The 20,134-nt window shown below is 30.5% G+C and carries 18 protein-coding genes; 17 read left to right on the top strand and 1 reads right to left on the bottom strand.

Annotated features, from left to right (window positions below; genetic code table 11):
* Positions 1-100 precede the first annotated feature (100 nt).
* Positions 101-952, bottom strand: a complete 852-nt coding sequence (locus ACO6OL_RS07800; RefSeq protein ID WP_485502740.1) for an RluA family pseudouridine synthase — start codon at positions 950-952, stop codon at positions 101-103.
* Between the two features lie 335 nt (positions 953-1,287).
* Here ACO6OL_RS07800 and ACO6OL_RS07795 point away from each other — a divergent pair, with 335 nt between their 5' ends.
* The 17 genes from ACO6OL_RS07795 to ACO6OL_RS07715 all read left to right on the top strand — a co-directional run.
* Positions 1,288-1,833 (top strand): helix-turn-helix domain-containing protein, encoded by a 546-nt coding sequence (locus ACO6OL_RS07795; protein WP_485481814.1) that lies wholly within the window; start codon positions 1,288-1,290, stop codon positions 1,831-1,833.
* Between the two features lie 10 nt (positions 1,834-1,843).
* Positions 1,844-2,932 carry an ABC transporter ATP-binding protein gene (locus tag ACO6OL_RS07790; protein WP_314160913.1) on the top strand — a complete coding sequence of 363 codons (1,089 nt, stop codon included), beginning with the start codon at positions 1,844-1,846 and terminating at the stop codon, positions 2,930-2,932.
* 3 nt (positions 2,933-2,935) lie between these two features.
* Entirely contained in the window at positions 2,936-3,754 is an 819-nt protein-coding gene (locus ACO6OL_RS07785; RefSeq protein WP_314160912.1) for an ABC transporter permease, read from the top strand.
* Positions 3,754-4,554, top strand: a complete 801-nt coding sequence (locus ACO6OL_RS07780) for an ABC transporter permease (RefSeq protein ID WP_485502739.1) — start codon at positions 3,754-3,756, stop codon at positions 4,552-4,554. Before ACO6OL_RS07785 ends, ACO6OL_RS07780 begins: the two co-directional genes overlap by 1 nt.
* A gap of 1 nt (position 4,555) precedes the next feature.
* The gene (locus tag ACO6OL_RS07775; protein ID WP_485502738.1) at positions 4,556-5,635 is read left to right on the top strand and encodes an ABC transporter substrate-binding protein; all 1,080 of its coding nucleotides are present in this window, start codon (positions 4,556-4,558) and stop codon (positions 5,633-5,635) included.
* A 157-nt stretch (positions 5,636-5,792) separates the two neighbouring features.
* Positions 5,793-6,113, top strand: coding sequence for a hypothetical protein (locus ACO6OL_RS07770; RefSeq protein ID WP_485502737.1), 321 nt, complete (start codon positions 5,793-5,795; stop codon positions 6,111-6,113).
* Positions 6,114-6,266: 153 nt separating this feature from the next.
* Positions 6,267-6,659: a hypothetical protein gene (locus tag ACO6OL_RS07765; RefSeq protein ID WP_485502736.1), complete on the top strand. Its 393-nt coding sequence runs from the start codon at positions 6,267-6,269 to the stop codon at positions 6,657-6,659.
* Between the two features lie 239 nt (positions 6,660-6,898).
* On the top strand, positions 6,899-7,777 hold the full coding sequence (locus ACO6OL_RS07760) for a nuclear transport factor 2 family protein (protein ID WP_485502735.1): 879 nt from the start codon (positions 6,899-6,901) through the stop codon (positions 7,775-7,777).
* A 246-nt stretch (positions 7,778-8,023) separates the two neighbouring features.
* Positions 8,024-8,974, top strand: coding sequence for a hypothetical protein (locus tag ACO6OL_RS07755; protein WP_485502734.1), 951 nt, complete (start codon positions 8,024-8,026; stop codon positions 8,972-8,974).
* A gap of 124 nt (positions 8,975-9,098) precedes the next feature.
* Positions 9,099-10,832 (top strand): DNA polymerase III subunit gamma/tau, encoded by a 1,734-nt coding sequence (gene dnaX / locus ACO6OL_RS07750; protein WP_485502733.1) that lies wholly within the window; start codon positions 9,099-9,101, stop codon positions 10,830-10,832.
* Positions 10,833-10,954: 122 nt separating this feature from the next.
* On the top strand, positions 10,955-11,272 hold the full coding sequence (locus ACO6OL_RS07745) for a YbaB/EbfC family nucleoid-associated protein (protein ID WP_003144870.1): 318 nt from the start codon (positions 10,955-10,957) through the stop codon (positions 11,270-11,272).
* Position 11,273: 1 nt separating this feature from the next.
* Positions 11,274-11,870, top strand: a complete 597-nt coding sequence (gene recR, locus ACO6OL_RS07740; protein WP_485502732.1) for a recombination mediator RecR — start codon at positions 11,274-11,276, stop codon at positions 11,868-11,870.
* A 16-nt stretch (positions 11,871-11,886) separates the two neighbouring features.
* Entirely contained in the window at positions 11,887-13,863 is a 1,977-nt protein-coding gene (gene tkt, locus ACO6OL_RS07735; protein WP_485502731.1) for a transketolase, read from the top strand.
* Positions 13,853-14,221 (top strand): S1 RNA-binding domain-containing protein, encoded by a 369-nt coding sequence (locus tag ACO6OL_RS07730; RefSeq protein WP_485502730.1) that lies wholly within the window; start codon positions 13,853-13,855, stop codon positions 14,219-14,221. The genes tkt and ACO6OL_RS07730 overlap by 11 nt, the downstream gene beginning before the upstream one ends.
* 324 nt (positions 14,222-14,545) lie before the next feature.
* Positions 14,546-15,022 carry a type III toxin-antitoxin system CptIN family toxin gene (gene cptIN, locus ACO6OL_RS07725; protein ID WP_314161022.1) on the top strand — a complete coding sequence of 159 codons (477 nt, stop codon included), beginning with the start codon at positions 14,546-14,548 and terminating at the stop codon, positions 15,020-15,022.
* Positions 15,023-15,390: 368 nt separating this feature from the next.
* Complete coding sequence (gene alaS, locus ACO6OL_RS07720) at positions 15,391-18,012, top strand: alanine--tRNA ligase (RefSeq protein ID WP_485502729.1); 2,622 nt, start codon at positions 15,391-15,393, stop codon at positions 18,010-18,012.
* 639 nt (positions 18,013-18,651) lie between these two features.
* The coding region (locus tag ACO6OL_RS07715; RefSeq protein ID WP_485502728.1) for a G5 domain-containing protein at positions 18,652-20,134 on the top strand (1,483 nt) is incomplete at its 3' end.

Below are 20,134 nucleotides of genomic sequence, written 5' to 3'. Positions count from 1 at the left end.
GTATATAATTTAATCGGACTGATTTTTTCCATCAGTCCGATTTTTTGATGAGCCTTTTAAGAAAACAGATGTGTAATGATACGCATCTGTTTTTCTTTTGTTATTGTATAAACTCTGTTTCTATTGATGATTGAATTTCTAAAGTGTTTCCTGTAACAGGGTGTGGAAAAACTACTTTTAATGCACCTAGATACATTTTAGTGTATTTATAGCCATCTTTCGAATATAATTTATCTCCGATTATTGGGACTCCTATAGAAGCTAAATGGATCCTTATTTGATGAGTTCTACCTGTTTCAAGTGAGACAAGAACTGCAAATCTATTTTGATCTAATTTACTGCATTCAAGTATATTAGTAATAGCATTCTTCCCATTTCTTGTTACCGCCATTTTGTTTTTTTCTTTACTGTCTCTTCCTATATTAGTATTAATAGTTTGCGGTTTAATATTGTTTTTTATTAGTGCTGTATAGTAGCGTTTAATTGCTCTTTGTTCAAGCATTTGGTCTAGTTTGGCTTTGATTAGAGGAGTTTTTGCTAGAATCACTAAACCGCAAGTATCTATATCAAGTCTGTGAATAGGTTCTAGATAGTTATAATCCGCTATTAAATAGTTAACTAACGTATCATTTTCAACTTCTATATCATTTGGATGAGTTTTAATACCGAATGGTTTTGATACAACAAGAATATAATCATCCTCGTATTCTTTATTTATTGTAGCGGCTGTGTTTGATAAGTACTTAGATGTAGCTAAATCTATATTTATTTCTAGTGAGTCATTTGTAGATAAACTTGATGTTAAATCCGCTTCTTTTCCATTAACTTTAATTGTTTGTTTATCATGATGACTTTGCATTCTAATTGTATGTATATTCTTTTTAGACACTTTCAAAAATTGACTTAAATAAACCTCAACTGATGCGAAGGGTTGTAGTATTTTAAATTTCATTATGGTACCTTGATTTCTTTCTTATATTAATAGTACCATTATATACTAAAACGTTAAGATAATAAAGAATAATAGGTTTTGCTGATAAAATTTATTATAATTAAAAAGTTGAAAAATAAGATAATTTTAACTTGATTTTAACTTAAAAATATAGTAATATATTACTTATGATTTAATCATACTAAACAAAGAGTTTAATATAAACAAACTCAAATAACGATAAGTTTACTAATGGTAAACAATAATGACGTTTTGTTAGATAGTAATAAACAAAATTAACTAAAAGTTATATATTGCTAAACAAAATAACTTATTAACTATAGAAAGGAGAAGTTATGTATTCTATAGGTGAAAGATTAAAGAGACTACGAATCCAAAAAAACCTCACCCAAGAAGAGTTAGGGGAACGTACAGACCTTAGTAAAGGGTATATATCTCAAGTTGAGCGTGATTTAGCGTCACCATCAATGGAAACATTTTTTAATATACTCCAAGTTCTTGGATGTGCTCCTAAAGATTTCTTTGATAAGGAGAGTACTAGTCAGCAAGTATATTATTCTTTAGAAGATCAAACTAGTTATGAAGAAACTGATGAAGGATATAAACTTACATGGTTGGTTCCAGAATCAAATGAAAAAGAGATGGAATCACTTATATTGAAACTAGATAAAAATAGTAATTATAAAACATTTGATCCTTCTGAATCAGAAACATTATGTTATGTACTGAAGGGGAAATGTAAATTGAGATTAGGTGATGAGGAGTTTATTGCTTCGACTCATGAAAGTTTTTATTTTTTAGCTACATCAGAACATAGAATATCAAATCCATTTGATGAAGAATGTGAAGTATTAATTGTAGCAACTAATTCGTATTTATAAGGAGAAAATAATGGCAAATATTGTTGAATTTAAAAATGTAAACATGTCTTTTGGTAATACACATGTATTAAAGAATATTGATTTAGAAATAGAAAAAGGGAAATTCTATACATTACTAGGACCAAGTGGATGTGGTAAAAGTACAATTTTAAAATTAATTGGTGGATTTTTAAGTCCAACATCAGGGGACGTACTACTTGATGATAAAGTAGTTAATGATCTACCTGCGAATAAGAGGCATGTAAATACTGTGTTCCAGGATTATGCATTATTCCCACACATGAATGTATTTGAAAATGTTGCTTTTGGATTAAAAATTAAAAATGAAAAGAAAGAAGTAATTAATAAGAAAGTAAAAAAAGCTCTTAAGCAAGTTAACTTAGCTGGCTTTGAAAATCGTGATATAAGTGAGATGAGTGGTGGACAAAAACAACGTGTTGCTATAGCTCGTGCAATTGTTAATGAACCTGAAATTATCCTGTTAGATGAATCACTATCAGCACTTGATTTAAAACTTCGTCAAGAGATGCAATATGAACTTCGTGAACTTCAACAACAAACAGGGATTACGTTTATCTATGTAACTCACGACCAAGAGGAAGCACTAGCGATGAGCGACTATATCTTCGTAATGAATCACGGGAAAATTGAACAAAGTGGTACACCAACTGATATTTATGATGAGCCGGTAAACCGTTTCGTAGCTGATTTCATTGGTGAATCTAATATTGTTAATGCTGTTATGCTAGATGACTATTTAGTAGAAATTTATGGTAAACAATATGAATGTGTTGATGCTGGTTTAGATAAAAACAAACGTGTAGAAGTAGTTATTCGTCCAGAGGACTTAGAAATTACAAGTGCAGATAAAGGTAAAATCAGTGTAGTAGTAGATACACAGTTATTTAGAGGAGTTCACTATGAAATCTGTTGTTTAGATGATCAATATAATGAATGGATTGTTCATTCAACAAAACAAGCAAAACCAGGAGCAGCTGTAAGTTTAAACTTTGATCCTGAAGCAATACATATCATGGTGCCTGGAGAAACTGAAGAAGAATTTGATGCTCGTCTTGAATCATATGAAGAGGAGGAATAAAGAATGTTCAATAAAAAAACACGCTCATTTTTTATGATTCCTTATGTAATGTGGATGTTACTTTTTGTAGTATTTCCAATATTACTAATAGTATATTATTCTTTTAGAGATATCGATGGAAACTTTACATTTGCAAACTATAAGATATTCTTTAGTAGCACATATGTATTAATGACATTGTATAGTTTCTGGTATGCGTTTCTAATTACACTTATATGTTTGGTAATTAGTTATCCATTAGCATTTGCTATTAATAAAAGTAAACATAAAGAACTGTTACTTCTATTAATTATCTTACCAACATGGATTAACATCTTATTAAAAACTTATGCATTTTTAGGGCTATTTGGTGAATATGGAACAATTAATAGTTTCTTAGAGTATATTGGTATAGGTTCTCAAAGTTTACTATTTAATTCATTTAGTTTTATTTTTGTATCAAGTTACATATTCTTACCATTTATGTTATTACCTATTTATAACTCGGTATCTGGTATGAATAAAAACTTAATAGAAGCATCATATGATTTAGGTGCAGATTTTAAAACTACGTTCTTAAAAATTATTTTACCACTTAGCATTAACGGTGTTAAAACTGGTATTCAGGTAACATTTATCCCAGCTCTATCATTATTCATGATTACACGACTTGTTGCTGGGAATAAAATTATCAACTTAGGTACAGCTATTGAAGAGCATTTCTTAGTTACTCAAAATTGGGGAGTAGGTTCAACAATCGCGGTATTCTTAATAGTAGTAATGGGAATCATAATGGTTCTTACAAATACTAAAGACAAAACTAATTTTGGAGGTAGAAAATAATGAAATTAACTTCAAAAATATATTTAGGGGTTATCTTTGCAATATTATATATACCTCTAATTTACCTAGCATACTACTCGTTTAACTCAGGTAAGACAATGATTGATTTCGAAGGTTTTTCTTGGAAACATTATGTAGATTTATTTAAAAATACGCGTATGATGGTTATTGTAATTAACACGATAGTAGTTGCACTGCTTTGCGGATTATTCTCTGCTATCTTTGGAACACTAGGAGCATTAGGAATATATTCTTTAAAATCTAACAAACAGAAAAATTCTTTCTTAGTAGGGAATAATATTCTTATTGTAAGTCCTGACGTTATTATCGGATGTTCATTCTTATTAATGTTTACTTTCATTTCTAAGTACACAGGATTAGATAGTATTCAAGGTTTTTGGTCAGTATTATTATCTCATATTGCATTCAGTATTCCGATAGTTGTATTAATGGTCTTGCCTAAACTATATGAGATGCCAAGAAGTATGGTTGATGCAGCAATAGACCTTGGGGCGACTTTCCCACAAGTATTGAGTAAGATTGTAATTCCTTATATTACACCAGGAATTTGGGCAGGATTCTTTATGGGATTAACTTATTCTTTAGATGATTTTGCGGTGACGTTCTTTGTTACAGGTAATGGATTCCAAACACTTTCTGTTGAAATTTACTCAATGGCACGACAAGGAATTAACCTACAGATTAATGCTTTATCTACAGTCTTAACTATTTTTGTTGTTGTAGCGGTATTAATTTATTATGTAATCAATACTAGTAAATTAAAAAGGGAGGTAAGATAATATGAAAAAATTACTTATTTCAGCAATTTCAATATTAGTTATTTGTTTAGGATTATTATATAGTCGTAATTATATAAATAGTTCAAATAGTGGTGATAAACAAACTTTAACAATTTTCAACTGGGGTGAATATATTGATCCAGAGTTAATTAAAAAGTTTGAGGAAGAAACTGGAATTTCAGTAGTGTACGAAACATTTGACTCTAACGAAGCAATGTTAACAAAAATTCAATCAGGATCTACACCGTATGATATAGTTATTCCATCTGACTATATGATTAAAAAGATGAAAAAGCTAAATCTACTAAAAAAATTAGATCATAGTAAAATTGAAGGATTTGATAATATTGAAGAACAATTTAGAGATAAAAGTTTTGATCCAAATAATGAATATTCAATTCCTTATTTCTGGGGAACTCTAGGAATACTTTATGATAAAACTAAAGTTCCTGAAGATCTTAAATTTGAAAAATGGAATGACCTTTGGGATGCACGTTTAGAAAATAATATATTATTAATTGACGGTGCACGTGAAATGATGGGGATTGCTCTTCAATCAGAAGGAAACTCTGTAAATGATACTAATGAGGTAAACCTAAACCTAGCAGAAAGAAAATTAGAGTTACTACACCCAAATATTAAAGCAATTAACTCTGACGAGAAGAAAATGCTTATGATTAACAATGAAGCGTGGGTATCAGTAGTATTCTCAGGTGATGCAAAATCAATTATGGAAGAAAATGAAAATATGGTTTATGCATTACCTAAAGAAGGAACTAACCTATGGTTTGATAATATAGTAATTCCAAAAACTTCTAAAAATGAAGAGGCTGCATATAAATTTATTAACTTTATGTTAAAACCAGAAAATGCAGCGAAAAACTCTGAATTTATTGGATATGCAACTCCTAATGCTAAAGCTAAAGAATTGTTATCAGAAGAAACAACAAGTGATGAACAATTTTATCCAGATTTAGAAAGTTTTGGAAATAGAGCTGAAGTTTATGAAGACTTAGATCCTAAAATGATTCAATTTTACAACGATCTATTCTTGAAATTCAAAATTAACAATAGAAAATAAAACGAGATAATCGTATTACTTATGACTCTCTTTACTGGATAGAAATTACAGTAAGGAGAGTTTTTTTGGGGTAAGTTTTGACCATTGTTGTTTTATTATTGTATAATAAAATTGAAATATAGTATATCTAAGTGAAGTACAAAAGGGGTGTGTTACTATGAAAACAAGTACAGCGATTTTGCTGATGTTACCATGTGAAATCTTAATTTTTTCGTCTATCCTTTTGCCTAGTGAATATATAGATTATGCAATAGCTTTTATGATGTTTTATATGGCGTGGGTATTCTTTATTATAGCCAAGTATATTCTAAGGGGGGATAATGCTCATTTAATTAGTGGTATCAGCATAAGTTATGAAGAAGCGAAGTTATCAGAAAATATTGAAAAGTATGCAAAGGATAGTAAAATAACTGGGAGAATTTTACAAATAACTGGTGTTGGTTGCCTAGTAGTTGGATTATATTTAATTTTATTTTAATTCATATAAATAAAATTAAATATAGATTAATTAATGCTCTATAAAGTTTATATAAAAGATAAATAAATATGACTTATTAGTTTTAAGAGACAATTAAATAATAAATCAAAAAATAAAAGGTTATTAGCTGTAATCATATTAGTATTGATAATTGTGTTTTCAATTGTTTTAACTGAAAGGGAAGGTGGAGGAACACCTGAAGAACCCGTAAAAAGATGGATGAAAACTGTAAGAAATAATGAATTTGAAAAAATGTTTGATTATATCTACTATGACAATAAAAAAGATAAAGATGAATCTGCTCAAGAATCCAAGAAAATATCCAAAGAAGAAAAATATAAGTTGGATATGTTAAAGTCCTTCGTTAATGATAATGAAATAGAAGAAGTTAATATGATTGATTTAGATACGTTTATAGTTAGATTTAAGAAAATAAATAAAAAAGACAATTTGGATAAAAAATACTTAATAAATGATGGTAGAAGTTTTTTAATTGTAGAAAAGCATAATGGAAGATGGTTTTTAAAGAAAAATCAATTATGGTAGTAATTTATCTTGAAAAGAAAAAATATTCTGTTTAATAATTAGATTATCTAGTCGGATAATCTTTTATTTTTTTGGTGATATACGCTTTTGTTAAATTGCATTTTTGTAATTAGTGGGTACTTTTTATATATCGTTGACAAAAAGACTAAAGCTCTAGTATAATAAATCATTGAGAAGAATTGTATTTATTAAACTTATAAAAGTTACCATTTTCACGAAATAAAAAGGAGAAAGTTATTATGAATAATAGAGGACAAAATGTAAATCCAAATGGAGTTCCTCAAAATCATCATCCAAATCAAAGTTATCCTCAACAAAACAACCAATACCAAGGAAACGGTTATAATGGACAAAATCCACAAAATTTTAATAGAAATGTAAATAATCAAAATCCATATCAAAACCAAAATTCACAAGCAAATAATGTGAATAATCCACAATTCCAAGGATATCCAAATGGTCAAAATCAACCTCAAAATAATAATATGAATAACCCTCAATATAGAGAACAGGGTTATAATGGACAAAATCCACAATATAATAATATGAATAACCCTCAATATAGGGGGCAAGGAAATAATGGCCAAAATCCACAATTTGGTAATCCGAATAATCCACAGTTCAGTAATCAAAATGGATACAATAATCCTAATCAATTTAATCCACAATTTGGTAATAACCAAAACTTTAATCCTATGAATCGTAGACCTAAGATGGATAGTAAAATGATAGGATATATAACTGCTGCGGCAGTTGCTGCGATTTTGGTTGTATTAATGATATTTATGTTCTCTAGTGGCAGTGGAAAACTAGGCGGAAGAACACCTGAAAAAGCTGCGGAAAATGTGATATCTGCAGAGAAAGATGGTGATTATAAAAAAGCAATAAATAATACTTACTTTGAAAGTGATGAAGCTAGAACTAAAGCTTTAGAAAAATTTAACAACCTAGATGATGGTACTAAAAAAGAACGAGCTAAAATATATAGTGATATGGAGATTGGAGAAGTAAAATCAATTAATGAAAATAGTGCTGAAGTTGAAGTGAAAGTTAATGGAGATCCAGGAACTATGTATGCGAAAAAAGTAAACGGTAGATGGTTTATATTAGAGTTATAATTTGAAATAATAAAATTATATAATAAATTATAAAAGGGTAAATCAATTGATTTAATAAAAAATTAAATTATTTGATTTACTTTTTTATATTATATTTGTTTATAGGAACTGTTACAATTATTCTTTAACTTTGTTGGCATCTTTGACAAATGCAGTATTCTTAAAGTATAATAAGATAAAAAAAGAATTGCATTTATTAAACTTATAAAAGTTACAATTTTCACAAAATAAAAGGAGAAAGTTATTATGAATAATAGAGGACAAAATGTAAATCCAAATGGAGTTCCTCAAAATCATCATCCAAATCAAAGTTATCCTCAACAAAACAACCAATACCAAGGAAACGGTTATAATGGACAAAATCCACAGTATAATAATCAACAATATCAGGGGTATAATAACAATCAAAATCCACAATATAGAGGACAAGGGTATAATGCTCAATCACCTCAAAATAATATGAATAATCCACAATTTCAAGGATATTCAAATGGTCAAAATAAACCGCACAATAATATGAATAATCCACAATATAGAGGACAAGGGTATAATGCTCAATCACCTCAAAATAATAATATGAATAACCCTCAATTCAGAGGACAGGGTTATAACGGTCAAAATCAACCTTATAATAACATGAATAACCAACAATATAGAGGGCAAGGAAATAATGGACAAAATCCACAATCTGGTAATAACCAAAACTTTAATCCTATGAATCGTAGACCTAAGATGGATAGTAAAATGATAGGATATATAACTGCTGCGGCAGTTGCTGCGATTTTGGTTGTATTAATGATATTTATGTTCTCTAGTGGCAGTGGAAAACTAGGCGGAAGAACACCTGAAGAAGCTGTGAAAAATGGGATATCTGCAATAAAAGATGGTGATTCTGAAAAATTAGGCGGAGCAACACCGGAAGAAGCGGCGAAAAATTATATGTCTGCAGCAAAAGATGGTGATTTAAAAAAATTGGTAAATAATATGAACATTAAAAGTGATAAAGGTAGAACTGAACATTTAGAACAATTAAACAACCTAGGTGACGTTTATAAAAAAGAAACAGCTGAAAGATTTAGTGATATGGAGATTGGAGAAGTAAAATCAATTAATGAAAATAGTGCTAAAGTTAAATTAAAAGGTGGTGGAAATAAACGAAATATATATATATATATATGTAAAAAAAGAAAACGGTAGATGGTTTGTGGAAGCCGATGAACTCATTCGTCAAGACTAAGAATTTTTTCTTAGTCTTTTTTTACTATAAGTAATGTTGAAAATATGGTATAATATATTAGTTAAAATAATTTAGGAGGTAATTATGTTTCAAGCATTATATAGGAAATATCGCCCGCAAACATTTAATGATATTGTAGGTCAAAATCATATAGTTTCTGTTTTGAAAAATGCAATTGACAAGAATCAAATTAGTCATGCCTATTTATTTTATGGCTCTCGAGGTACTGGTAAAACTTCTATTGCGAAGATATTCGCAAATGAGGTTAATGGAAATGAAATCTATCAAAAAGAGAATGTTGATATAATAGAAATTGATGCAGCGAGTAATAATGGTGTTGATGAAGTACGTGATATAAAAGAAGCTATAAAATTTTTACCTACGGAAGGTAAATATAAAGTATATATTATTGATGAAGTACATATGCTGACTACTGCTGCGTTTAATGCTTTATTAAAAACATTAGAAGAACCACCGGCACATGTAATTTTTATACTTGCTACAACTGAAATTCATAAAATACCTGCAACAATTTTATCAAGATGTCAAAGATTTGAATTTAAAAATTTATCTCAAGAACAACTGATAGACAGGTTAAAATATATTGCAAAAGAAGAAAGTTTAGTTATAGAAGAAGCGGCGATTGAAAAAATTGCTACGCTTGCTAAAGGTGGTTTGAGAGATGCTATTAGCATACTAGATCAAGTATCTAATTATTCTGAAGAGATAACGTTAAATCATATACTAGAAGTTACTTCATCAATAAGTGAAGATGATATACTAGAATTTTATAGAGGTTTATTACAGGGAGACATTACAAAATCACTATTAAAATATAATGAATTTGTAGCTCAAGCAAAAGATACAAAATTGTTACTGAATGATTTAATAAATGTTACTAGAGACATTATAGTATATAAAAATTTAAAAAATACTAATCATACTGCATATAATGTCGAAAAAATAGCATCAGAGATAGAGCGTGTTAGCTTTGACTACTTCTATAAAATAATAGAGTATTTATCACAAACAGAACAATTTATTAGATTCTCTACGGAATATATGAGTTATATGCAAATTTGTATTGTGAAAATTTGTTCTAAAGAAGCTAATACTATTGAAACTAACATAAGTACTAGTGTAGATAGTTCGGTATCAAATACAAGAACTATTGACTTAGAAAATAGAGTTAAAATGTTAGAAGATAAATTGTTCCAACTAAGAACAGAAATAAATAATATAAATGAAATTTCACAGAATAGTAATATTCAACTTAATATACAAAGTAAAATAAATAATAACGTTGATGAGAAACAGCAAGCACAATTAGGTTGGGATAGTACTCCGAAAGAAGAAATTAAAGAAGTAATAATTAAAGATAAAGATAAAATACTTAATCTTATGAAGGAATCAAGTCCTAATCTTACAGAATATGCATCAAATGTTTTTATTAGGATAATCAATGAGAGTTTAAATACCAATAATTCAGAAGTAGCGACGATGCGCGAATTATTTAAATCTTGTAAACTAATAGCTTCTTCAAAAGAAGGAGGTTTACTAGTATTTAATGAAGTAGATAATATGGTAAAAATGGCACCAAATTCCAAATATAAAAAATATTTAGAGAGTCTATTTAAGAGATTTATAGGTGTCGATTATACCTTATATACTTTACAAGATCATCAATATGAAGTCTTGGAAGATGAATTGAAAAATCCAGTACAGGAAATTGCCGAAGAAAATTTTGAAGTTGAAGAACCGAATCTTACGAAAATAGATGAACTATTTGGAGACATAATTGTAGAAACAAATGATTAGAAATAACATTTGAAAAAAACATCGAAAGAAATTGAAATAATTTGAAATAAATTGCAAATTATTGACAAGTTGTAAAATTTTAAATAGAATTATAATATAATTAGACATTAGGAGGAAATATTATGCGCGGAATGGGAAATATGCAACAAATGATGAGAAAAATGCAAAAAATGCAAAAAGATATGTTAGAAGCCCAAGAAGGATTAAAAGATCAAACGGTTGAAGGAACTGTATCAGGAGGTATGGTTACAGCTATTGCTAATGGTGATGGTAAAATTTTAGATATTAAAATTAAAGAAGAAGTAGTTGATCCAGAAGATATTGAAATGCTTCAAGATTTAGTGTTAACAGCAGTAAATGATGCATTAGAAAAATCAACTAAACTAAAAGAAGAAACATTAGGTAAATTTACAAACGGATTAAGTATCCCAGGGTTATAAGATGCAATATCCAAAACCAATTTTAGATTTAATAGAAAGTTATTCTTTATTACCAGGAATAGGGAAGAAGACAGCGGTAAGATTGGCATTTCACACTTTGAAAATGCATGATAATGATATTAAAAACTTCGCAGATAGTTTAGTAAATCTTAAAGAAAAACTAACTAACTGTGAAGTGTGTGGAAGACTTAGTGAAGAGCATATATGTGATATTTGCTCGGATCCTGGTAGAGATAAGTCGACTATTTGTGTGGTTGCCAATGATAACGACTTAGTTGCTATGGAAAATATGCAACAATATAGGGGAGTGTATCATGTGCTTGATGGATTAATTTCTCCGATGGATGGAATTGGTCCTTTAGATATTAATATAAAATCTCTTTTTGAAAGAGCACAAGATGAAACAGTAAAAGAGATAATACTTGCTACCAACTCTTCACCAGAGGGAGAGGGAACAGCGAGTTTTATTTCGAGATATTTAAAAAATACAGATATAAGAGTTACTAGAATAGCTCAAGGTATTTCTTTCGGTAGTGATATTGAATATGTTGATGAAGTTACTTTATCAAGAGCTATATCTGGTAGAATAGAATTATAATTTAGGAGGACATTTTATGTCACAAAAATCAGTTAACGCGATAAAAGTTTTAGGTGTTGATGCGATTAATAAAGCGAAATCAGGACACCCTGGAGTAGTAATGGGTGCGGCACCGATGGCTTATTCTTTATTTACTAAACATTTAAGAGTAAACCCTAAGAAAACAGATTGGATAAACAGAGATAGATTCGTATTATCAGCAGGACACGGATCAATGTTACTATACTCATTATTACATTTATCAGGATTTGAAGATGTATCATTAGAAGAAGTTAAAAACTTTCGTCAATGGGGTTCTAAAACACCAGGACACCCTGAGTTTGGGCACACTAAAGGTATCGATGCTACGACTGGACCACTTGGTCAAGGTATCTCTACTGCAGTTGGTATGGCTTTAGCAGAAAGATACTTAGCTGCTAAATACAATAAAGAAGGATATGACCTATTTGACCACTATACTTATGTTATTTGTGGTGATGGAGATATCATGGAAGGTGTTGCTTCTGAAGCATCAAGCTTTGCAGCGGTGCAAAAATTAAATAAACTTGTAGTATTATATGATTCAAATGATATTTGTTTAGATGGTGAAACTAAAGATGCATTCTCAGAAAATGTTCGTGCTAGATATGAAGCATATGGTTGGAATACAATTCTAGTTGAAGATGGTGCAAATGTTGAAGCGGTTAATGTTGCAATTGAACAAGCCAAAAAATCTGATAAACCAACATTAATCGAAGTTAAGACTATTATCGGAGCTGGTTCTCCTAATAGACAAGGAACAAATGGTGTTCACGGAGCTCCGCTAGGTGATGAAGAGACTGCATTATTCAGAAAAGAAATCGGTTGGGAAAATGAACCATTCGATATCCCTGCAGATGTATACGCTGACTTCAAAGCCAATGTTGCAGATCGCGGAGAAAATGAATATACTAAATGGGAAAAATTATATGCCGATTATAAAGCAGCATACCCTGAATTAGCGAAAGAATTAGAAGAAGTTCTATCTCGTGAAGATATCAGCCGCTTATCTAAAGAAAGTTTTTCATTTAAAAATGTAGGAGAAGCACAAGCAACTCGTAACTCTTCTCAAGATGCTATTAACAGTGTTGCAGCAGTATTACCAACATTCTTCGGAGGTTCGGCTGACCTTTCTCACTCGAACATGACATTTATTAAAGGTGATAACTTACAAGATGATGCACACAGAACAGAACGTAATGTTCAATTTGGTGTTCGTGAATTTGCAATGGCTACTGTATTAAACGGATTGATGTTACACGGTGGTGTACGTGTATTCGGTGGTACATTCTTCGTATTCTCAGACTATCTAAAAGGTGCATTAAGACTATCAGCATTACAAAATCTACCAGTAACATATGTATTTACTCACGATAGTATTGCAGTTGGTGAAGATGGTCCAACACATGAACCAATCGAGCACTTAGCATCATTAAGAACAATACCAAATACTTATGTATTCAGACCAGCGGATGCGACTGAAACACAAGCTGCTTGGTACTTATCACAAAAAACTAACGATAGACCAACTTCAATTGTTCTAACTCGTCAAAACCTACCAATCTTAGAAAATTCTTCATTCGAAAAAGTTGCTAAAGGTGCATATGTTGTTTATGAAACAGCAGCAGACTTCGATACTATTTTAATCGCAACAGGTTCAGAAGTTGCATTAGCAATTGATGTAGCACGTGAACTAGAAAAAGATGGTTCTAAAGTACGCGTAGTAAGTATGCCATCAGTAGAATTATTTGAAGAACAATCTAAAGAGTATAAAGAGGAATTACTACCATTAAATATCCGTCGTCGTGTATCATTAGAAATGGGTAACAGTGCTCTTTGGTACAAATATGTTGGTTTAGATGGATTAGCTATCGGAATTGATAAATTTGGAGCATCTGCCCCTGCGAATAAAGTAATCGAAGAATACGGATTTACAGTTGAAGCAGTTGTAGAGAAAATTAAAAATGAGCTATAGAGAAATTCGTCCAGGCGATATTATAAAGGTTAAAGTAACAGCGGTAAAACCATACGGTGCCTTTATAGAAACACGAGATAAAATGGTAGGGTTAATTCATATTTCTGAAATTACAAATTGTTTTATTTTTGATATAAGCAGTTATATTAAACAAGATGAAATTTTAGAGGTGAAGGTATTATCTATTAAAGATAATAAAATTAATGCAACATTAAACTTTAAACAAAAAAAAGATACTGATAAAAAAGAAATTAATAGTTTAGATACTTTGAATTTTCAATATGGTTTTGATACGCTAAAACAAAATATGAAGCTTTGGCAAAAGAAAGCCATGTTTGAAATAAGAAATTCTAAGTAACTTTAAACATTCTCTTAACTTAACTATAATTATTGAATAAAGTTTTTTTAAAAATAAATTGTTATTTGATAATCCTTATTTGTGGATACATTTTTTATTATTTTCAAGGATAACTGTATTTAAGATAGATAATTAGTAATCGTTATTTATTGACAATGAAAATAAAATAAGGTATTATAAAAATAGTAGAAGTCCACTGACCGATATGTGGGATATAAATGGTCGGGTTGAAAGTTTACCGCTGACCAACATGCGGAATAAAAGTGGTTGGGTTGAAAGTAAAGTCCTCTGCTTAATCGCGAGGACTTTTTTTGGGGATAAAAAATGGAAAAAACAGGATTTTATATTATAAAAGAAAATTTTTTTGATATTGTGAATGATCCTTTTTTAAAAGGGAATAAACAAGGGAATAGACCGCATTATTATTGTTTTGAAGATTTAAAGACAGGTATATATTGGATTATACCTGTGTCTAGTAAGTTAGAGAAGTATAAAAAAATAATAAAAAACAAAGAGAAAAAGGGAACTAAATGTGATATTTTACATATCGCAAAATTGGATAATAATAAAGAAAGTGTTTTTCTCATTCAAGACATGTTTCCAATAACAGAAGAATTTGTGGAAAGAGAATATACTATTGGTGGAAATCATTTAAAAGTTACTAGTGAACATGTAGTAAAAGAACTGGATAAAAAAGCTAGAAAAGTTTTGTCTTTACTGAAAAGAGATGTTAGACTTACACCATTACAACCGAATGTAATGAAAATATATAGGTGGTTAAATAAGGAAGATTATAAATAATTAGCTATACTAAAAAGTTTTAAATAAAGTATGTGATAAAACTTGTGTTTGAAATGAGAAATTCTAAGTAATATCTATTGACAAATGTAACTTTACTGTTTATAATAACATACATATACAATGAAGTTTAGGAATTAAAAGTTAAGTATATTATTTAACAGAGAGAATCTAGCGGTGAAAAGGATTCATAATAGAACTTTTATGCTACCTATGTAGTGCTTCATCGGCATTTAAGCCGTTATAAAAACTAATGAGGAGTACAATGTACTCGAATTAGGGTGGTAACACGATTATAGTCGTCCCTTGTGTAATTAATTTTACACAAGGGATTTTTTATTTATTTGTTAGCTTGAAAGGAGAAATAATTAATGAAACAACTAACATCAACACAAATTAGAAGAATGTACTTAGATTTCTTCGTAGAAAAAGGGCACAAAATTGAACCTAGTGCTTCTTTAGTACCGGTAGATGATCCTACTTTACTTTGGATTAACTCAGGAGTAGCAACTCTTAAAAAATATTTTGACGGAAGAGAAATACCTGAAAATCCAAGAATTACGAACTCTCAAAAATCAATTAGAACAAATGATATTGAAAATGTAGGTAAAACTGCACGTCACCACACATTCTTCGAGATGTTAGGTAACTTCTCAATCGGTGACTACTTCAAAAATGAAGCAGTACCTTGGGCGTGGGAATTTCTAACTTCTGAAAAATGGTTAGGATTAGAAAAAGAAAAATTGTCAGTAACTGTTCATCCAGAGGATAATGAAGCATATGATTTATGGAAAAATGTAATTGGTCTACCAGAAGAAAGAATTATTCGTATTGAAGGTAACTTCTGGGATATCGGTGAAGGACCATCAGGACCAAACACAGAGATTTTCTATGACCGCGGAGAAGACGCAGACACATGGTCACCAAAAGAAGAGATGTATCCAGGTGGAGAAAACGATAGATATCTTGAAGTATGGAACGTAGTATTTAGTCAATATAACCACAATGCTGACGGTACATATACAGAACTTCCTGCGAAAAACATAGATACAGGGATGGGATTAGAGAGAATAGTATCTGTATTGCAAGATGTGCCAACAAACTTTGATACTGACTTATTCATTCCAATTATTAGAGAAATCGAGAAACTTTCGGGTGCTAAATACGGTGTAAATGCAGAGCAAGATGTAGCTTTCAAAGTTATCGCTGACCACATTAGAACAGTAGCATTTGCTATAGCTGACGGTGCCTTACCGTCAAATGAAGGACGTGGATATATCTTAAGAAGATTATTACGTCGTGCAGTAAGATATGCAAAAGTTTTAGGTTTAAACAATTCATTCATGTACAAACTAACTGATGTAGTTGCTGAAATTATGGAAGATTACTATCCAAACGTTAAAGAAAGTGCAAACTTTGTTAAAGATGTAATTCTTAAAGAAGAAGATAGATTCCATGAAACACTTCATGAAGGAGAAACAATCCTAAATAACATCGCTAAAGAAGTTAAAGATACTACAAAAGTTATCTCAGGTAAGGATGCCTTCAAACTTTATGATACTTTTGGATTCCCAATTGAATTAACAGAAGAGTATGCTGAAGAATTAGGTTTAACAGTAGATATCGATGGATTTAATGAAGAAATGGAAAAACAAAAAGAGCGTGCTCGTTCTTCACGTCAAGACGATTCTTCAATGCAAGTACAATCTGACTTATACAGCAGAATAGTAGGAGACAGTGAGTTTACTGGATATACTAAACTTACAGATGAAGGTAAACTATTAGCTATAGTTGATAAAGAAGATAACTTATTAGAAAACTATAAAGGTGAAGAAATTGTAAAAGTTGTATTTGAAAGAACTCCATTCTACGCTGAAAGTGGAGGTCAAGTAGCTGATAGAGGTTTAGTATTAGCAGAAGGCTTCAAAGCAGAAGTAATAGATGTTAAGAAACTTCCAGATAAACGTCACATTCACTTAGTAAAAGTACTAGAAGGGGAATTAGTAGTTGGTAAAGAATATAAACTAGAAGTTGACAGAGCTTATAGATTAAATGTTGAGAAAAACCACACAGCAACTCACTTATTAAATGAAGCACTTCGTCATGAAGTTGGATCTCACATTAAACAAGCGGGATCATTAGTAACTGATGAAAAACTAAGATTTGATATTACTCACTTTGCTCCACTTACAAAAGAAGAAATTGAAAAAGTTGAGCAAGAAGTAAATAAACAAATTTGGAATGCACTAGAAATCAAAACAGAAGAGATGCCAATCGCAGAAGCAAGAAAACTTGGAGCACAAGCACTATTCGGTGAGAAATACGGAGATGTAGTTCGTGTAGTTTCTATCGGAGATTATTCTATTGAATTATGTGGTGGTACTCACAACGCTAACAGTGCTGAAGTAGGAATCTTCAAGATTGTCTCTGAATCAGGTGTAGCTGCAGGGGTTCGTAGAATTGAAGCCCTAACAGGAAAAGCTGCATACGAATATCTAAGAGAACAAGAAGAAACTTTACGTTCTGTTGAAAAATTAACAAAAGCTAATGCTTCAAATGTAGTAGAAAAAGTATCTTCATTACAATCTGATATTAAGAAACTATCTAAAGAAAAAGAAAGTTTACAACAAAAAATTGCTAATGCTGAATTAAACAACTTAGTAAATAATATTAAAGAAGTTAATGGAGTTAACGTATTGACAAGCGTTGTTGAATCTGAAAATATGAATCACTTAAAACAACTTGTTGACAACGCTAAGTCTAAATTAGAGAACTATGTAATTGCCTTTGCTTCAGTAAATGAAGATAAAGTAAACTTCGTAGTAGCTGTAGACAAAGCTATCACTGATAAATACAATGCTGGAAAATTAGTAAACGTACTAGCAACAGTATGTGATGGACGTGGTGGTGGACGTCCGGATATGGCTCAAGCAGGGGCTAAAAATAAAGACAATATCGATAAAGCATTCGACGAATTATTAGCTAATATTTAATAATAACTTACTTGGAAATTTGATATTTATTAATATAAATTATAGAATGTAATTGTAAGCTGTGATGCATAAAGTACAGATTAATACAATTATATTAGATGATATTACAAAGTCACTGACCCAAAAGCATAAAGAAAAGCCAAGAAAAGATTGATTAAAATTCTTTTCTTGGTTTTTCGAATGGTTTTTGATGAAAATGTTAAAAATCAAAAAATATTTTACAATAAAATCAGCGAATTCCCCTTGTTTTATGATAGTGTATACTATAACTCATAGACGTAAGGGTTCATTGATATCTAAATTTACTTTATGAAGGCTTTTTAGATTTTGCAAGCATAATTTGACAAAATTTTATTTATTAAGAAATCCCAATTTTTGAGCCGCTTTCATGAAAAATATTTTTATTATAAAATTTCAAGTTCGTTTGCTTGAAAACAAGAAAAAATTAAGGTATAATAATTCAATATATATATATATATATATATATATATATGAAAAGTGAAAAATATATAGATATTATATTTTGAATCATACATAGAAAGTATAAGTATTTATAAATCTTTTTATCGTGATTTGATTATTTATTATTTTAAAATATATATGAAAGGGAAAAGGTAGTTAATACCTAGTGCTTAATTAATGAATAATTTTAATGAAAATATCAATAAATATAAAAAGTATGCATTTCGTAAAATAGGTAAGTATTTTGGACCCTGCATTATCGGGACAATGATTTCTTTAGGTGTTGCTGTAACTGTACCATCGAATAATGCTCATGCGAGTGATACTACTTCGGAACCCGGAGCTAATAAAATTGACAATATATCTGGTGCATCAGAAGGGTATGAAGTTTTCGTACCTAAAGGAAAGAGGTATGAAAGAGATGATACAGTAGAAAGTCATGAACCTGTTTTGAAAGAAAAAGGTTATAATGGTAGGAGCTTTATTTTAAAAGCAGAGCCAAATGATAATTTGACAAATGAAGATATAGAAGATCATTTTGAGGAAGAAGGTAATAAGCTAGAAAATCTATTTGAAAAATTATATGATAAAGATGATGATAATCAAATTGATGAGAAGTATAAAAGAGCTGATGCCGATACTATAAATGAAAATGCAGGAAACCCACTTGATGATCCAAACTTTGTTGAACCTAAAGTGAGTGAAGTTAATCCTAAATATCCTCACCGTCTTGATGCAAGTAATGGTACCCCGGCTAATCCAGATAATCTTTATAAAGGAAGACCAGCGGGAGCTGACGGACTTATTGATAGTTCTGATACCATTGTTGAGTCAAATAAACCTATAACGGTAAATCCAAATTCAGAAGAGAATATAGTCAATGATGATGGTACTGTTGTATTATCTAAGTATTATCGTATTCATGTAAACGAAGGAGAACATGCTGATAAAAAGGATGATATTTATGTAGTCGGAACACAACCAAAAGTAGAGAAAACACCAATTCCGTTTGAAACAACTTATCAACGTGATGATTCAGTTCCAGAAGGAACAGAAGAAGAAGTAACAGCTGGTAAAAATGGTGAAACTGTTAAGACAACTACTTATGAACTAAACCCAACAACAGGTGAAGTGACTCCTAATGAGCCAACAAGTGAAACTACAAACCCTGTAACTCGTGTTGTTAAAAAGGGAACACAGCCAAAAGTAGAGAAAACACCAATTCCATTTGAAACACGTTATGAGGATGACAACTCAATTCCAGAAGGGGAAGAGAGAGAAGTGACAGCAGGTGTCAATGGAGAAACTGTTAAGACAACTACTTATGAACTAAACCCAACAACAGGTGAAGTAACTGCAAATGAACCAAAAACAGCAACAACAGAGCCTGTAACTCGTGTTGTAAAACGTGGTACACAACCAAAACCAGGAGAAACACCAGAGACTCCACAACCAAAACCAGGAGCAACACCAGAAACTCCACAACCAAAACCAGGAGAAACACCGGAGACTCCACAACCGAAACCAGGAGAAACACCAGAGACTCCACAACCAAAACCAGGAGCAACACCAGAAACTCCACAACCAAAACCAGGAGAAACACCGGAGACTCCACAACCGAAACCAGGAGAAACACCAGAGACTCCACAACCAAAACCAG

It is taken from the genome of Gemella sp. (assembly GCF_057272915.1).
Note: the sequence above shows the minus strand (reverse complement) of the source record. Positions and strands in the feature narration are given on the sequence as shown.

Coding starts and splice junctions, on each gene's coding strand:
- ACO6OL_RS07800 (WP_485502740.1), bottom strand. CDS start 952: ATGAAATTTAAAATACTACAACCCTTCGCATCAGTTGAGGTTTATTTA.
- ACO6OL_RS07795 (WP_485481814.1), top strand. CDS start 1,288: ATGTATTCTATAGGTGAAAGATTAAAGAGACTACGAATCCAAAAAAAC.
- ACO6OL_RS07790 (WP_314160913.1), top strand. CDS start 1,844: ATGGCAAATATTGTTGAATTTAAAAATGTAAACATGTCTTTTGGTAAT.
- ACO6OL_RS07785 (WP_314160912.1), top strand. CDS start 2,936: ATGTTCAATAAAAAAACACGCTCATTTTTTATGATTCCTTATGTAATG.
- ACO6OL_RS07780 (WP_485502739.1), top strand. CDS start 3,754: ATGAAATTAACTTCAAAAATATATTTAGGGGTTATCTTTGCAATATTA.
- ACO6OL_RS07775 (WP_485502738.1), top strand. CDS start 4,556: ATGAAAAAATTACTTATTTCAGCAATTTCAATATTAGTTATTTGTTTA.
- ACO6OL_RS07770 (WP_485502737.1), top strand. CDS start 5,793: ATGAAAACAAGTACAGCGATTTTGCTGATGTTACCATGTGAAATCTTA.
- ACO6OL_RS07760 (WP_485502735.1), top strand. CDS start 6,899: ATGAATAATAGAGGACAAAATGTAAATCCAAATGGAGTTCCTCAAAAT.
- ACO6OL_RS07755 (WP_485502734.1), top strand. CDS start 8,024: ATGAATAATAGAGGACAAAATGTAAATCCAAATGGAGTTCCTCAAAAT.
- dnaX (WP_485502733.1), top strand. CDS start 9,099: ATGTTTCAAGCATTATATAGGAAATATCGCCCGCAAACATTTAATGAT.
- ACO6OL_RS07745 (WP_003144870.1), top strand. CDS start 10,955: ATGCGCGGAATGGGAAATATGCAACAAATGATGAGAAAAATGCAAAAA.
- recR (WP_485502732.1), top strand. CDS start 11,274: ATGCAATATCCAAAACCAATTTTAGATTTAATAGAAAGTTATTCTTTA.
- tkt (WP_485502731.1), top strand. CDS start 11,887: ATGTCACAAAAATCAGTTAACGCGATAAAAGTTTTAGGTGTTGATGCG.
- ACO6OL_RS07730 (WP_485502730.1), top strand. CDS start 13,853: ATGAGCTATAGAGAAATTCGTCCAGGCGATATTATAAAGGTTAAAGTA.
- cptIN (WP_314161022.1), top strand. CDS start 14,546: ATGGAAAAAACAGGATTTTATATTATAAAAGAAAATTTTTTTGATATT.
- alaS (WP_485502729.1), top strand. CDS start 15,391: ATGAAACAACTAACATCAACACAAATTAGAAGAATGTACTTAGATTTC.